The 14,868-nt window shown below is 68.3% G+C and carries 14 protein-coding genes and 1 pseudogene; 7 read left to right on the top strand and 8 right to left on the bottom strand.

What is annotated here, in order from left to right; all coding sequences use genetic code 11:
- A partial coding sequence (locus tag WU80_RS11510) for an MBL fold metallo-hydrolase (protein ID WP_055405758.1) occupies positions 1–583 on the top strand: 583 nt, incomplete at its 5' end.
- On the opposite strand, the gene WU80_RS11505 is transcribed toward WU80_RS11510, so the two are convergent.
- Positions 580–1,497, bottom strand: a complete 918-nt coding sequence (locus WU80_RS11505; RefSeq protein ID WP_055402686.1) for an SAM-dependent methyltransferase — start codon at positions 1,495–1,497, stop codon at positions 580–582. The genes WU80_RS11510 and WU80_RS11505 overlap by 4 nt on opposite strands.
- A gap of 84 nt (positions 1,498–1,581) precedes the next feature.
- Here WU80_RS11505 and WU80_RS11500 point away from each other — a divergent pair, with 84 nt between their 5' ends.
- Positions 1,582–2,379: an enoyl-CoA hydratase/isomerase family protein gene (locus tag WU80_RS11500; protein ID WP_197281205.1), complete on the top strand. Its 798-nt coding sequence runs from the start codon at positions 1,582–1,584 to the stop codon at positions 2,377–2,379.
- Between the two features lie 44 nt (positions 2,380–2,423).
- Here WU80_RS11500 and WU80_RS11495 read toward each other — a convergent pair whose 3' ends face one another.
- The 4 genes from WU80_RS11495 to WU80_RS11480 form a co-directional block, all read right to left on the bottom strand.
- Positions 2,424–3,290 (bottom strand): LLM class flavin-dependent oxidoreductase, encoded by an 867-nt coding sequence (locus tag WU80_RS11495; protein WP_055402690.1) that lies wholly within the window; start codon positions 3,288–3,290, stop codon positions 2,424–2,426.
- An 87-nt stretch (positions 3,291–3,377) separates the two neighbouring features.
- Positions 3,378–4,145 (bottom strand): STAS domain-containing protein, encoded by a 768-nt coding sequence (locus WU80_RS11490; protein WP_231633805.1) that lies wholly within the window; start codon positions 4,143–4,145, stop codon positions 3,378–3,380.
- A 429-nt stretch (positions 4,146–4,574) separates the two neighbouring features.
- The gene (locus tag WU80_RS11485; protein WP_231633808.1) at positions 4,575–5,564 is read right to left on the bottom strand and encodes a DUF4873 domain-containing protein; all 990 of its coding nucleotides are present in this window, start codon (positions 5,562–5,564) and stop codon (positions 4,575–4,577) included.
- Positions 5,565–5,788: 224 nt separating this feature from the next.
- On the bottom strand, positions 5,789–6,694 hold the full coding sequence (locus tag WU80_RS11480; RefSeq protein WP_055402692.1) for a diiron oxygenase: 906 nt from the start codon (positions 6,692–6,694) through the stop codon (positions 5,789–5,791).
- Between the two features lie 122 nt (positions 6,695–6,816).
- Here WU80_RS11480 and cobF point away from each other — a divergent pair, with 122 nt between their 5' ends.
- The 4 genes and pseudogenes from cobF to WU80_RS11465 all read left to right on the top strand — a co-directional run bounded on the left by cobF (position 6,817) and on the right by WU80_RS11465 (position 9,219).
- On the top strand, positions 6,817–7,560 hold the full coding sequence (gene cobF / locus WU80_RS11475) for a precorrin-6A synthase (deacetylating) (protein ID WP_055402694.1): 744 nt from the start codon (positions 6,817–6,819) through the stop codon (positions 7,558–7,560).
- 4 nt (positions 7,561–7,564) lie between these two features.
- Positions 7,565–7,807 (top strand): annotated as a pseudogene (locus WU80_RS26385) (DNA-formamidopyrimidine glycosylase family protein); the annotation flags it as partial.
- A gap of 150 nt (positions 7,808–7,957) precedes the next feature.
- Positions 7,958–8,428: a zinc finger domain-containing protein gene (locus WU80_RS26380; RefSeq protein ID WP_231633807.1), complete on the top strand. Its 471-nt coding sequence runs from the start codon at positions 7,958–7,960 to the stop codon at positions 8,426–8,428.
- Positions 8,429–8,469: 41 nt separating this feature from the next.
- A complete protein-coding gene (locus WU80_RS11465) occupies positions 8,470–9,219 on the top strand; it encodes an SDR family oxidoreductase (protein WP_055402698.1) in 750 nt (249 codons plus the stop codon).
- Here the strand turns inward: WU80_RS11465 and pgi are convergent.
- Both pgi and WU80_RS11455 read right to left on the bottom strand, forming a co-directional pair.
- Complete coding sequence (gene pgi, locus WU80_RS11460; protein ID WP_055402701.1) at positions 9,216–10,880, bottom strand: glucose-6-phosphate isomerase; 1,665 nt, start codon at positions 10,878–10,880, stop codon at positions 9,216–9,218. The genes WU80_RS11465 and pgi overlap by 4 nt on opposite strands.
- A 191-nt stretch (positions 10,881–11,071) precedes the next feature.
- Positions 11,072–11,401: a chorismate mutase gene (locus tag WU80_RS11455; RefSeq protein ID WP_082459827.1), complete on the bottom strand. Its 330-nt coding sequence runs from the start codon at positions 11,399–11,401 to the stop codon at positions 11,072–11,074.
- 544 nt (positions 11,402–11,945) lie between these two features.
- Here WU80_RS11455 and pcrA point away from each other — a divergent pair.
- A complete protein-coding gene (gene pcrA / locus WU80_RS11450) occupies positions 11,946–14,279 on the top strand; it encodes a DNA helicase PcrA (RefSeq protein WP_055402705.1) in 2,334 nt (777 codons plus the stop codon).
- 21 nt (positions 14,280–14,300) lie between these two features.
- On the opposite strand, the gene WU80_RS11445 is transcribed toward pcrA, so the two are convergent.
- Positions 14,301–14,867, bottom strand: a complete 567-nt coding sequence (locus WU80_RS11445; protein ID WP_055402707.1) for a hypothetical protein — start codon at positions 14,865–14,867, stop codon at positions 14,301–14,303.
- Position 14,868 lies beyond the last annotated feature (1 nt).

The following is a 14,868-nucleotide window of genomic DNA, read 5'->3' as shown; positions in this document are numbered from 1 at the left end:
GATGTGTATAAGAGACAGGTTCGGGCACTTCGACTTCAGCGGCATCACGGTGCGCAACGCCGATCAGACCTTCGAGCGCGACCTGACCATCGAAGTGGGCGGGCGGCGCGTCGACCTGCTGAACCTGGGTCCCGCGCACACCGCCGCGGATTCGGTGGTGCACGTGCCCGATGCCGGGGTGCTGTTCGGCGGCGACCTGCTGTTCATCGGCTGCACCCCGATCGTGTGGGCCGGCCCGATCGCCAACTGGATCACCGCGTGCGACACCATGATCGGGCTCGACGCGCCGACGGTGGTGCCCGGCCACGGGCCCGTCAGCGACCCGGACGGAATCCGCGCCGTCCGCGGGTATCTCGCGCATGTGTCCGAACAGGCCGAGGCCGCTTATCGCCGCGGCCTGTCGTGGTCCGAGGCGGCGGACACCATCGACCTCGGCGAGTACGGCACCTGGCTGGACGCGGAGCGCGTCGTCGTCAACGTCTACCAGCGTTACCGCGAACTGGACCCCGAGACCCCGCAGCTGGAGGTGATGGCCTTGCTGGTGATGCAGGCCGAGTGGCTGGCCAAGCGGGGCGCCGGCTAAACCCGAACGGCCCGAACGAAATTGATCGTGGTCGCCGGAACCTGCTGGGCCGTCGGCCCCAGCTCGGGCAGCCCCGCGGCGGCGAACAGATCGGTCAGCCGGGATTGGGTGGTGTCCCACCCGTTGTCGTGCAGATGCGCGGCGACGTCGGTGTGCTCGCCCGGGTACGTCAACTTGCCGAGGTCCATGTCGAGTCCCCATCGTCGCCAGCCCTCGTTCATCAGCCGGGCTTGTTCCTGGGCCTCCGGCGAAGTCCCGGTCACCGTTCCGTAGTCAGCGGCGAACCGGCTGCCCTCGGCGGACAGCGGGATGATGGAATCCAGCAACCGAACCTCGGCCTCCGGGGGCAGCCATCCAATCAGCACCCCCTCGGCGAGCCATGCGGTGGGATGGGCCGGATCGAAGCCCTCGTCCTGAAGCGCCGCCGGCCAATCCTCGCGCAGATCGATCCCGACCTCGCGAAGCTTGGCGGTGGGCGCCGCCCCGATCGCCGACATCGTCGCGGCCTTGAACGCGATCACCTCGGGCTGATCGATCTCGTACACGATCGTTCCGATCGGCCAGCGCAGCCGGTAGGCGCGCGAATCCAGACCCGACGCCACGATCACCACCTGCAGCAGCCCCGCTTCGCCGGCGGCGGCGAGGTAGTCGTCGAAATACCGCGCGCGGGCCGCGAACGTGTCGACCATCCGGGCGAAGCCCACGGTCCGCTCGAGTTCGTCGGAATCCAGTTCACCGCTGGCCAGCTTGGTGAAGACGTCCAACCCGACGGCACGCACCAGGGGTCCGGCGAAGTCATCCGTGATCACCGGCTGCGGCCGCTTGCTCGCGGCGGCCCGGGCGGCGGCGACCATGGTGGCCGTCGCTCCCACGCTGTTGGCCAGGTCCCAACTGTCACCTTCGGTTCGCGCCATGGTTCTCCTTCGACGTCGCGGCAAAACCACCGTATGCCCCTTCCGTGAACTTCCGCGTCGCCTACGGTTTCTCCCATGCCCGCAGTGGAATTGGAAACCCTCGAAGACGACATCGCCCTCGTCACCCTGAACCGGCCCGAGCGTCTCAACGCCATCGACGGATCGCTGATCGACGGCGTGCACGACGCCCTGGCCGAACTCTCCGCCGGCGAGTTCAGGGCCGCGATCCTGACCGGCGCCGGTCGCGGATTCTGCGCGGGTGCCGACCTGAGCGGCACCGGCGAGCCGTGGACCAAGCCCAGGCCGTCGACCCCGCCGTTCAAGGTCAACTACGACTCCCAGGTCCGGCTCGCCGACCTGTTCGTCCGGATCTACGAGTTGCCCATTCCGGTGGTCGCCGCGGTCAACGGCGTCGCCGTCGGGGGAGGGCTGGCGTTCACACTGGTCTCCGATGTCCGGGTCGCGTCCGAGCAGGCCAGGTTCGGGTCCGCGTTCATCAAGGCGGGCTTCTCGTCGATGGACATGGGCACCAGCTACCTCCTGCCGAAGATCGTCGGCGCGGGGGTGGCGCGCGAACTCATGCTGTCCGGACGGATCATCGACGCGGCCGAGGCCTACCGCATCAAGTTGGTGCACGAGGTGGTGGCCGCCGACGAGCTGATGGCGGCCGCGCTGAAGGTGGCCCGCTCGATCGCCGAGAACAACGCCTACGGCGTGTGGCAGACCAAGATCGGCCTCAACGCGGCGCTGGACGCGCCGAGCTTGCGCCACGCCATCGAGATCGAGAACCGCACCCAGATCCTCAGCGGTTTCACCAACAATCCCGTCGAGGCGGCCATGGCGCACCGGGAGAAACGGGCCCCGAAGTGGGACCCGCTATAAGCGGCCTTCGCCCGGCCTGATGGCGGCCGCGCTCGCGACCGCCGCTAGACCTTCGCGATCACGTTCTCGGCGAACATCTCCAGATTGCGGATCTTGGTCTCCAGCGGCTCGGTGTCCTTGCCCTTGATGTAGGGAATGCGGAAGCCGACGATGGCGTCGGTGACGCCCTTGTCCTCGAGGCGTTTGATGCCGTCGACGGTGTAGGCGTCGACCGAGATAACGTGAATCTGGAACGGCCCGGTCTTGCCGGCTTCCTCCCGATACCGCTTGAGCTTGGCGATCAGCCCGTCGAGTTCCTCCGGGTCCCCGCCGCCGTGCATCCAGCCGTCCAGCCGCGCGGCGCGGCGCAGCGCAGCGTCGGCGTGCCCACCGATCAGGATCGGGATCGGCTGGGTGGGCGCCGGCGTCATCTTGGTCTTCGGGATGTCGTAGAACTCGCCGTGGAACTCGAAGTAGTCACCCGTGGTGAGGCCCTGAATGATCTCGATGCATTCGTCCATGCGCTTGCCGCGCTTGGCGAACGGGACACCCAGCAGCTCGTAGTCCTCCGGCCAGGGGCTGGTGCCGACGCCGAAACCCACCCGGTTGTTGGTCATCGCCGCCAACGAGCCGATCTGCTTGGCCACCAGCGCCGGCGGCCGGATGGGCAGCTTGAGGACGAAGAAGTTGAAGTGCAACTTCGTCGTCACCGCGCCCAAAGCCGCTGTCAGCACGAAGGTTTCGATGAACTCCTTGCCGTCCAGAAATTCGCGGTCGCCGTCCGGCGTGTACGGGTACTTCGAGTCGGACTCGAAGGGATAGGCGATGCTGTCGGCGATCGTCATCGCGTGATAACCCGCCGCCTCGGCCGCCTGGGCCAGCGGGATGTAGTACCGGTGGTCGGTCATCGCCTCCGCGTAGGTGAACCGCACGTCATCCGCCTTCCTGGAACGGGTCGTCACACGAGATTAGAACGTGTTCTAGTTCTACCCGTGCGCGGGTTCCCAGACAATAAGGCGTCAGAGCTGGTTTTCGGGGCCGATGACCGCCCACACCGTCTTGCCGGACGAGGTGGGGGTGCTGCCCCACGCCCGGGACAACGCATCGACGATCGCCAGGCCGGAGACGTCGATGCCGGGGCCCGGCGACGGCAGCCGCAGGGCCGGGGCGTGGCTGCTGTCGGACACCGCGATGGTCGCGGTCGCGCCGTGGCTCTCGATCCGCATCACGGGCATGCTCGCGGTGTGCTCCAGCACGTTCTCGACGAACACGTTGACCACGACCAGCGCGACGGGGATGAGCGTGGACTGCGACCAGGCGGTCAGCCATTCGCGGACCAGGCGCCGTGATTCGCGCAGGCTGGTCAGGTCGGCGGGCAGCTGCGCGTCGGCGCGGCGCACCGCACGCCGGCTCTGCTGACCCAGTGCCTTCATCGCCGCCTTCTCGGTCGAGTAGACCGGCATGAAGTAGGCGACGCCGCTGCGGGCGATCGCCTCGCGGGTGCCGCGGTGCGCGCAGACCAACACGATCGGCACATTGGGGTTGCTGCGGACTTGCCAGTGCGCCCCGATGAAGGTCGACCACGCCAGTTCGGCTATCACCTTGAGCGCCGAGATGTTGACGACGACGGCGGCGGGTTCGTCCAGCGTGGCCTGCAGGATGTGGTCGCGCAGGGCCGCGGAGTTGGTGGTGTCGAGCACGCCGTCGACGGTCAGCACGGTGACCGATTCGTCCGTCCGCGTCGCGACGGCCAGCGTGCTGGGGGACTCAGCTACCGAGCTCGCCACCGCGACCCCTCTCCATGGCCGGACCGCGTGGTGTCGAGGCGCTCGAATACCCGGGCGGGCGACGACGGATGGGACGTCGCAACGCGGCTGCCCACCTGGGTCCTGCCGTCGGGTTCCATCGCTGCTCCTCGAATCGCTGCCGGGCCGACTGCTTGAGTATCCGCCCTCAGCGGCAAAAGTCTAATTCGGGTGCAGCGGCCAAGACGCCAACGGAAAGAGCAGCCCACGGGCGCGGCGCCCCGAGCGCGCGACGCAGGGGCGCGGTATGAGTGAGGCGCGTGCGAGTCCCCACCCGTTCGAGGCCCCCGCCTCTACCGCACCGAACATATCGTTCGAATTCGCTGCGCAGCACGCGCACTCGCCGGGGTTACCCCGTCGCGGGGGTCCCCAAACGCCCGGAAAATATCGCGATAAGCAGGCGAAAAGGGGTCAGCGGGATGCGTACGGCGGCGCGCCCACGCCGGCGATCGAGTGCGTGCCCCACGGCGTTTGTTCGACGATGCGCGCGGCGGCGCTGCGCCGGCCGACCGTCAGCGTCGCGGTCCTTGCTTGCTTGAGCGCATCGTCGGGCAGCGGCCGCGACGGCGAACCGGACACCGTTCCCTGCCAGTGGTAGCGGCCGTCGATCGGGTCGAGATGGCCGGCGAGCCGCACCCGGACCGGATGACGCGCGCCGGCGATCTCCAGCGTCGCCGCCCCGTCATAGGTGTCGTCGCGCCCGGGTGCGCTCGCCGACACGTCGAAGACCGCCGCGGCCGCGGGAGGCCGGTCGGGTGCCAGCTGGGCGCGGTCGTTGAACACCCGCAGGCTGCTGGCGCGCACCTCGATGCGGCTGCTGGACGTGCGCTCCATCAGCCGCAGGCACTCGGCGAGGTAGCGGGCCTGCGCGTCGGTGTCGGGGCCGGTCAGGAAGAAATAGTTGGGAAATCCGCACACCGCCACCCCGTAGAACGGCTCCATGCCGTCGCGCCACACCCGCTGGAGGGTCAGCCCGCCGGAACCGACGAGGGCCCGATCGGGCAGTTCGTCGGCGATCGAGAACCCGGTGCCGTAGACGATCGCGTCGAGGTGGTGCTCGACGCCGTCGCGGGTGCGCAGGCCCGTCGCGGTCACCGCGTCGATCGGCGCGGCGGCCAATGCCGGGAGCTTGGCGGCCGGACGGATGCGGCGCCGCAGCCAGCGTTTGGCGCGGGTCGGCCACCGCGGGAGTTCGGTGACGACGCGGCGCGGCGAGTGCGCGAAGACGGTGACCGACGCCGCCGATTCGATCAGCCCGCGGATGTGGTGGCCGGCCGTGGCGTCGACGCCGACGACGGCGATGCGCTTGCCGGACGGATCGAAATCCGGGTCCCAGGCGGCGGCGTGAAACGACGCGCCAAGGAACTCATCGCGGCCCGCGATGTCCGGCAGCCAGGGCACGAACGGCGCCGGGCCGGCGGCGACGACGGCCCGCACCTGCACGTCCTCCCCGTCGGCCGTGGTCAACAGCCAGGTATCGGTGGCGTCGTCGAACGTGCATTGGACTGCCGAGGGGACGACGACGAAGTCGGTGAGGCCGGCCGCCAGCAACGCCGAGCGGGGGCCGTCGGGCGCGCCGAGGACGGCGATCGGGTGGCGGGGATCGCCGGGGCCGGGCGGCCGCGTCACAGAAACCTGCTGCGCTTCCAGCCGCGGCGTGCGAGGGGGCCCAGCAGTCCCACCTCGGTCAGGAACGCCGCCAGCGGGGCGAAGCCGGCGACCTGCATGTCGCGGCGATGCGGGCTGGTCCGCGCGGCCCGCCGCGCCCGCTTCGGGTCCAGGCCCGTGCGCGCGTACGGGATGGGGTTGCTGAACAGGTAATTGAAGAAGTACCCGCCCAGCCCGTTGATGTTGGCCATGAACCACCGGTTGAGGCGCGGCATCTCGGCGACGCGCTTGCGCGCGCCGTCGCGGGCGAACTGGATGTGGCGCGCTTCCTCGGTGACGTGAATTCGCATGAGCCGCTGGATGATCGGCTGTAACTCCGGGTCGTCCATCATCTGCCGCTGCAGCGAATCGAAAATCTCCTCACCGATCAGCGCCGCCACCCACAGCATCGAGCCGCGCTGGAAGGCCAGGGGCAGCGCGTTGATGATCGTGCGGTGAAACCGCCCGGGGCGCACCGGCTTTGCGCCAATGCGCTCGATGGCCTTACCGAACATGACCATGTGTCGGGTCTCGTCGCCCAGCTCGGTCAGCTTGTAGTGCGTCGACCGGCTGGTCGGGTCCTCGTGCAGGATCGTCCGCAGCAACGACTGATTGAGCATGTTCTCGAACCAGATGCCGGCCGACAGGGTGTTGACCAACTCCTGACGCGACAGCTCGATCTGCTGTTCGCGGGTCATCTCGTCCCACATCGGCGTGCCGTACAGCGACACCAGCCGAGGCGGCAGGTAGAACTTGTCGGGATCCAGCGGGGCGTCCCAGTCGATGTCGACGACCGGCTCGTAAGACTTCTTGACCGAGCCCTTCAGCAGACGCTCCGAGAACTCCTCCCGGCTGGGCCCATCCGGTTTCACCGCAGTAGTCATTCTCGCTGGCGTCCCTTCATTGGGTGCTGCAGACGGTACCCATGGTACTGGGTACTTTTGGTCCCGACTAGGCCCTTTCGATATCGATTCGGCAATCTTGGCTCAGCGAGGAGGAGGTTTTCGTGGGCCGGCACATCCACGTCATCGGCATCGGCGCCGGCGACCCCGACTACCTGACCGTCCAGGCGATCGAGGCGCTCAACGACACCCAGGTGTTCTTCGCGATGGACAAGGGCGAGCGCAAGAGCGACCTGGTAGCGCTGCGCCGGGCCGTCTGCGCCCGATTCATCCGCGAGCCCGGCTACCGCTTCGTCGAGCTGCCCGACCCCGAACGGGCGACCGACGCCGACTACCGCGAGGCGGTTTCGGACTGGCACGCGGCGCGGGCGCGGGTCTGGGCAGCGGCCATCGCCGCCGAACTGGGACCCGACGGCGTCGGCGCCTTCCTGGCCTGGGGCGATCCCTCGCTCTACGACAGCACGCTGCGCATCCTGGACACCGTCGGTGCGCAGCTCGACTTCACCTTCGACGTCATCCCCGGAATCACCGCGGTGCAGGCGCTCACCGCCCGGCACCGCATCCCGCTCAATGAGGTCGGCGAACCGGTCCTGATCACCACCGGCAGAAAGCTGCGCGCGCACGGGCTGGCCGGCTCCGCGGTCGTCATGCTCGACGCCGAGTGCTCCTTTGCGGCGTGCCCGCCCGACACCCGGATCTGGTGGGGCGCCTACCTGGGCACCGACGACGAGCTGTTGGTGGCGGGAACGATCGGCGAGGTCGCGACGCGCATCGCGGAGCTCCGGACGCAAGCCCGCGCGCGGCACGGCTGGATCATGGACACCTATTTACTGCGACCGGCAGACTGAGAGCGTGCCTGAACTACCCGAGGTCGAAGCGCTGGCCGACCATCTGCGCCGCCACGCCGTCGGCCTGACGATCGGACGCGTCGACGTCGGCGCGCTGTCCGTGCTGAAAACCTTCGACCCGCCCCTGAGCGCGCTGCACGGCCAAACCGTGACGGGGGCCCACCGCTGGGGCAAGTACCTCGGACTGCAGGCCGGCGAGCTGTACCTGATCGCACACCTGTCGCGGGCGGGGTGGTTGCGGTGGTCGGAAAAGCTGGCCGCCGCGCCGCTACGACCGGGCAAGGGCCCGATCGCGCTGCGCGTGCACCTGGGCAGGCCCGGCGAGGCGCCCGGTTTCGACCTCACCGAGGCCGGCACCCAAAAGCGGCTGGCCGTCTGGCTCGTCGACGATCCGCAGCTGGTGCCGGGGATCGCCGCCCTCGGGCCCGACGCGCTGGAACTCAGCGCCGACGACCTCGCCGGCCTGTTGGCCGGAAACACCGGGCGGATCAAGACCGTCATCACGGATCAGAAGGTGATCGCCGGCATCGGCAACGCCTACAGCGACGAAATCCTGCACGTCGCCAAGATCTCCCCGTTCGCCACCGCGGGCAAGCTGACCGACGAGCAGCTCGCCACGCTGCACGACGCGATGGTGTCGGTGCTGCGCGACGCGGTGACCCGCTCCGTGGGCCAGGGGGCGGCCACGCTCAAGGGCGAGAAGCGTTCCGGCCTGCGGGTGCACGCCCGCACCGGCCTGCCCTGCCCGGTGTGCGGGGACACCGTGCGCGAAGTTTCCTTCGCGGACAAGTCTTTTCAGTACTGCCCCACCTGCCAGACCGGGGGCAAGGTGCTGGCCGACCGGCGGATGTCGCGGCTGCTCAAGTAGGCGGCGGCCCGCAAGTTGACACCTGTCGATATGCTGCCCGGGTGACTCGTCAGAAGATCCTCATCACGGGCGCCAGCTCCGGACTGGGCGCCGGCATGGCTCGCGCCTTCGCCGCCAAGGGCCGCGACCTGGCGCTGTGCGCCCGGCGCACCGACCGGCTGGACGAGCTGAAAGCCGAACTGTCGCAAAAGTATCCGGGCATCGAGATCGCCGTGGCCGCGCTGGACGTCAACGACCACGAGCAGGTGCCCAAGATCTTCGGCGAACTGCGCGACGAGCTCGGCGGGATCGATCGGATCATCGTCAACGCCGGCATCGGCAAGGGCGCGAAGCTCGGCTCGGGCAAGCTGTGGGCCAACAAGGCCACCATCGAGACCAATCTGGTGGCCGCACTGGTGCAGATCGAGACCGCGCTGGAAATGTTCAACGACGCGGGCTCGGGCCACCTGGTGCTGATCTCCTCGGTGCTCGGCAACAAGGGGGTGCCGGGCGTCAAGGCCGCCTACGCCGCGAGCAAGGCCGGGCTGAGCTCGCTGGGTGAATCCCTGCGCGCCGAATACGCCAAGGGCCCCATCAAGGTTTCCGTCATCGAGCCCGGCTATATCGAGTCGGAGATGACCGCCAAGTCCAACAGCACAATGCTGATGGTGGACAACGAGACTGGTGTGAACGCGCTCGTCGCCGCCATGGAACGCGAGCCCGGCCGGGCGGCGGTGCCATGGTGGCCGTGGGCCCCGCTGGTGCAGGTGATGCGGGTGCTGCCGCCCCCGCTCACCAAGTGGTTCGCCTAGCTGGTGCGGCCGCGTTCGGTCCGGTAGCGGCGGACCAGCGCGTCGGTCGAGCTGTCCGACTGCGGCGCCGGTGAGTCGTCCGACGTGATCACCGGCAGCAGCGCCTTGGCCTGCGTCTTGCCCAGCTCGACGCCCCACTGATCGAACGAATCGATGCCCCACACCACGCCCTCGGTGAAGACCTGGTGCTCATAGAGCGCGATCAGCTGGCCCAGCACCGACGGCGTGAGGCGGTCGGCCAGGATCGAGGTCGTCGGCCGGTTGCCGGGCATCACCTTGTGCGGCACGATGTCGGCCGGCGTGCCTTCGTCGGCGATCTCCTCGGCGGTCTTGCCGAACGCCAGCACCTGCGTCTGGGCGAAGAAGTTGCTCATCAGCAGGTCGTGCATGCTGCCGGTGCCCTCGACGGTGGGCAGGTCGTCGAGGGGCTGGCTGAAGCCGATGAAGTCGGCCGGCACCAACCGGGTGCCCTGGTGCAGCAATTGGTAGAACGCATGCTGGCCGTTGGTTCCCGGCTCGCCCCAGAAGATTTCGCCGGTGTCGGTGGTGACGGGCGTGCCGTCGGCGCGGGTGGATTTGCCGTTGGACTCCATGGTCAGCTGTTGCAGATACGCGGCGAACCGCGCCAGGTCGTTGGAGTAGGGCAGCACCGCGCGTGACTGCGCGCCCATGAAGTTCGAGTACCACAGCCCGATCAGCCCCAGCAGCGCGGGCGCGTTCGATTCCAGCGGGGCGGTCTTGAAATGCCGGTCCACGATGTGGAATCCGGACAGGAAATCGGCGAAGGCCTCCTTACCGATGGCCGCCATCACCGACAGGCCGATCGCCGAATCGACCGAGTACCGTCCGCCGACCCAGTCCCAGAAGCCGAACATGTTGTCGGTGTTGATGCCGAAGTCGTCGACCAGGCGCTTGTTGGTGGAAACCGCCACGAAGTGCTTGGACACCGCGGCGTCGCCGAGGGCGTCGGTGAGCCAGCGGCGCGCGGCGGTCGCGTTGGTCAGCGTTTCCAGTGTGGAGAACGTTTTCGATGCGACGATGAAAAGCGTTGTGGCAGGGTCTAAGTCGGCCAGGGTGGCGATCAGGTCGGCCGGGTCGACGTTGGAGACGAACCGGGCCGAAATCCCGGCGTCGGCGTAGTGGCGCAGCGCCTGGTAGACCATCACCGGACCCAGATCCGAACCGCCGATGCCGATGTTGACCACCGTGCTGATTCTTTTCCCGGTCGCCCCGGTCCATTCACCGCTGCGTAACCGGTCGGTGAAGTCGCCCATCCGGTCGAGTACCTCGTGCACGTCCTCGACCACGTTGTGGCCGTCGACGATCAGCTCGGCGTCCCGGGGCAGCCGCAGCGCGGTGTGCAGCACCGCCCGGTCCTCCGAGACGTTGATGTGGGCGCCGGCGAACATCTCGTCGCGACGCTCTTCGAGGTTAGCCGTCCGTGCCAGATCGATCAGTAGCCGCAGCGTCTCTCGGGTGATGCGGTGTTTGCTGTAGTCGATGTAGAGGTCGCCCACCGAGACGGTGAGGTCGCGGCCGCGGTCGGGATCCTCGTCGAACAACTGGCGCAGATGGGTCGCGCCGATTTGTTCGTGATGCCTGCGCAGGGCGTCCCACGCTGGGGTGGCGGTGATGTCGGGGAGGCTTTGCAGGGAGGTCATGCTTTCGACCCTAGTGACGGTCGCAAGCGCGGCGTAGCCGGGCGCGGCGGGCCGTCACCATTGAAGCTAGTGACGGTCGCAAGCGCGGCGTTGGGGGCACCTCCCGCTTGCGGGGGACCGGGCGCGGCGGGCCGTCACCATTGAACCTAGTGACGGTCGCAAGCGCGGTGCGACCGCGTGACGGGGCGACCTCAGTGGCCGAGCCGGCCCCTGCCCAACCTCAGCAGCAGGATCGCGAGGTCCTTGCCGTCGGGACCCAGCTCGCTGTAGCGCTCGATCACCTTCATCTCGCGGCTGTGCACGAGCCGCGTGCCGCCGGACGCCATCCGTACCTTGCCGATCGCCTGCGACACCTCGGTGCGCCGCTTCACCGCGGCGAGGATCTCGGCGTCCAACCGGTCGATCTCGTGGCGCAGGTCGTCGATGCTCAACTCTTCGGCGGCGGTCTGTGGGGTTTCCACCGTGTCAACCTTCATCTCTGCTAACTCCGCATTGTCGGGATGTGGGGGTTGTGGTCTCATCCGGTTTCGGGCCTCACAAAAGAGACGAGCCCCGATTTCGCCGAAGCGGACCACGGGGCTCTGGTGAAGCAGCTAGACCACGGGGACCGCGAACCGGTACCCGTAGAAAAATCGGCGGCAGTTCGGGGTGAAGGCCTGCCGACGGCACTGCGCGTTGAGCACAAAACGAGTGTGCCACTAAAAACGGCTTACACGCAAAAATGTATGCGTGAACTGGTGATTACATCCGGGCGCCGCGCGGCGTCCGAGGCCGCCTTCCGCGGGCGCCGCGGTGGCGTGCCGTTCTGGATTCCCTTAACAATGCGCGAAGTTCGCGCCCATTTCGATTCCACCCTGTCAGCGCCGGCGAGAAACTCGGATGCGTTTAGCGCGGCTTTTTGTACTCGCGTGTAATTGCGTCGCCAATTTGAAAGGGCCGAGCATTACCACGCGAAACACGCCATTTCCGATGGGCGGATTTGGCGGGCGAAGGCCGCTCGTGGCACTAGCGTGGTCTCACGCCTGGGCGCGTTGCGTCGGTGGGCGGCGGTAAGTTTGGACCAACATGAGTGTGTACGTAACCGATCCCAATCTGGCCTCCGAAGCAGATCAGCTGCTGGAAGGCCTCAACCCGCAACAGCGCCAGGCGGTGTTGCACGAGGGTTCGCCGCTGCTGATCGTGGCCGGGGCGGGCTCGGGCAAGACCGCGGTGCTCACCCGCCGCATCGCCTACCTGATCGCGGCGCGCGGAGTCGGGGTCGGCCAGATCCTGGCCATCACCTTCACCAATAAGGCCGCCGCGGAGATGCGCGAGCGGGTGGTGCGCCTGGTGGGCAACCGGGCCCGCGCCATGTGGGTGTCCACCTTCCACTCGACGTGTGTGCGGATCCTGCGCAACCAGGCGTCGTTGATCGAGGGCCTCAACTCCAACTTCTCCATCTACGACGCCGACGATTCCCGCCGGCTGCTGCAGATGATCGGGCGGGACATGGGGCTCGACATCAAGCGCTACTCGCCCCGGCTGCTGGCCAACGCCATCTCCAATCTGAAGAACGAGCTGATCGATCCCGCGGACGCCGTGGACAAACTGACGGATGAGTCCGACGACCTGGTTCGCACCGTGGCCTCCGTGTACGGCGAATACCAGCGGCGGCTGCGCGCGGCCAACGCGTTGGACTTCGACGACCTGATCGGCGAAACCGTCGCCGTGCTGCGGGCCTTCCCGCAGATCGCCCAGCACTACCGGCGTCGATTCCGCCATGTCCTCGTCGACGAATACCAGGACACCAACCATGCGCAGTACGTCCTGGTGCGCGAACTCGTCGGTCACGGCGTCACGGAATCGGCCGACGATGTGCCCCCGGCGGAGTTATGTGTGGTCGGCGACGCCGATCAGTCGATCTATGCCTTCCGCGGCGCCACCATCCGCAACATCGAGGACTTCGAGCGCGACTACCCGGACGCGACAACCATTCTGCTGGAACAGAATTACCGCTCGACGCAGAACATCCTCTCGGCGGCCAACTCGGTGATCGCCCGCAACTCCGGGCGCCGGGAGAAACGGCTGTGGACCGACGCCGGCGCCGGCGAGTTGATCGTCGGCTACGTCGCGGACAACGAGCACGACGAGGCCAGGTTCGTCGCCGAGGAGATCGACGCGCTCGCCGACCGCGGCGAGATCACCTACAACGACGTGGCGGTGTTCTACCGCACCAACAACTCGTCGCGGTCGTTCGAAGAGGTGTTCATCCGCGCGGGCATTCCGTACAAAGTCGTTGGGGGAGTGCGCTTTTACGAGCGCAAGGAGATTCGCGACATCGTCGCCTATCTGCGGGTGCTGGACAACCCCGGCGATGCGGTCAGCCTGCGGCGCATCCTCAACACCCCGCGCCGTGGCATCGGGGATCGCGCCGAGGCCTGCGCCGCGGTGTACGCCGAGAACACCGGCGCCAGTTTCGCCGACGCGCTGGTGGCCGCCGCCGAAGGCAAAGTGCCGATGCTGAATTCGCGCGCGGAGAAGGCGATCGCCGGTTTCGTCGAACTGCTCGACGAGCTCAGGGGCCGCCTCGACGAGGATCTCGGCGACTTGGTCGAGTCGGTGCTGGAGCGCACCGGATACCGCCGCGAGCTTGAGTCCTCCACCGATCCCCAGGACCTGGCCCGCCTGGACAACCTCAACGAACTCGTCAGCGTCGCACACGAATTCAGCACCGACAGGGCCAACGCGGCCGCGTTGGACGAGTCGTTGCAGGCGCCCGACGACGAAGACGTGCCGGACACCGGTGTGCTGGCGGAGTTTCTGGAGCGGGTTTCGCTGGTTTCCGACAGCGACGACATCCCCGACGACGGCGCCGGCATGGTCACCCTGATGACGTTGCACACCGCCAAGGGTCTGGAGTTCCCGGTGGTGTTCGTCACCGGCTGGGAGGACGGCATGTTCCCGCACATGCGGGCGCTGGACGATCCGACGGAACTGTCCGAGGAGCGGCGGCTGGCCTACGTCGGCATCACCCGCGCCCGCCAGCGGCTCTACCTGAGCAGGGCCATCGTCCGGTCGTCTTGGGGGCAGCCGATGCTGAACCCGGAATCGCGCTTCCTGCGCGAGGTTCCGCAGGAACTCATCGAGTGGCGGCGCACCGCGCCGGCCCCGTCGTTCAGCGCGCCGGTGAGCGGCGCGGGCCGATTCGGCGCGCCGCGCGCCGCGCCTACCCGGTCGGGCGCGGGCAAGCGCCCGCTGCTGGTGCTCGAGCCCGGCGACCGGGTGACGCACGACAAGTACGGGCTGGGCCGCGTCGAGGAAGTGTCCGGGGTGGGCGAATCGGCCATGTCGCTCATCGACTTCGGCAGCGCGGGGCGGGTCAAGCTGATGCACAACCACGCCCCGATCAGCAAGCTCTAGCAGCCGCGGGCGCCGGGCCCGCTAGGCCTCCAGCCAGCGCTTGGTTCGCGGGTGCAGGGCCAGCACCACGCTGGCGATCGGCAGTAGCGGCAGCAGGTGCACGATCCACGCGACCCGGGCGCCGGCGATGAACACCCCGATGTAGGTCAACACCGCGACCACCGCGCCGACCACGATGAGCCAGCGCCCAAAGGGCCGGCGCTGCAGCAACATGATCACGCCCGAAATGGTGGCCGCGGCGAACACCAGGGCCAGAAACGCGATGGCGGTGCAGAACAGCCGGTCGGACCGCCACCAGCCGGCGATCAGGTCGGTCGCCACCACCGAGGTCGCCCAGCCGCTCACGATGCTGACGGCGCAGGCGGCGGCGGCCGTCCGGCCGCCCGGCTCGCCCGCCAGAGCGGGTCGGGGCCCGGCGCCGGGAGCGGCATAGGGCGGCGGTTGCGGCGGAATATGGGTGGTCGGTGACTCCGGCGCGATGGGGAGCGGTCCGGTGGGTGCGCGGCGGATGATCCGCGTCTTGGAGTCCGACGGCGTCGTGGACTCGGGCGGTTGCGGACCGGGAGGTGGCTGGTTCGGCGCGGTCACC

The sequence above is a fragment of the Mycobacterium sp. UM_11 genome (genome assembly GCF_001414075.1).
Lineage (GTDB): Bacteria > Actinomycetota > Actinomycetes > Mycobacteriales > Mycobacteriaceae > Mycobacterium.
Note: the sequence above shows the minus strand (reverse complement) of the source record. Positions and strands in the feature narration are given on the sequence as shown.

What these genes read in the sequence shown, in the direction of transcription:
- WU80_RS11505 (WP_055402686.1), bottom strand. Translation starts at nt 1,497, where the DNA reads ATGGCGCGAACCGAAGGTGACAGTTGGGACCTGGCCAACAGCGTGGGA.
- WU80_RS11480 (WP_055402692.1), bottom strand. Translation starts at nt 6,694, where the DNA reads ATGACTACTGCGGTGAAACCGGATGGGCCCAGCCGGGAGGAGTTCTCG.
- pgi (WP_055402701.1), bottom strand. Translation starts at nt 10,880, where the DNA reads ATGACCTCCCTGCAAAGCCTCCCCGACATCACCGCCACCCCAGCGTGG.
- WU80_RS11455 (WP_082459827.1), bottom strand. Translation starts at nt 11,401, where the DNA reads ATGAGACCACAACCCCCACATCCCGACAATGCGGAGTTAGCAGAGATG.
- pcrA (WP_055402705.1), top strand. Translation starts at nt 11,946, where the DNA reads ATGAGTGTGTACGTAACCGATCCCAATCTGGCCTCCGAAGCAGATCAG.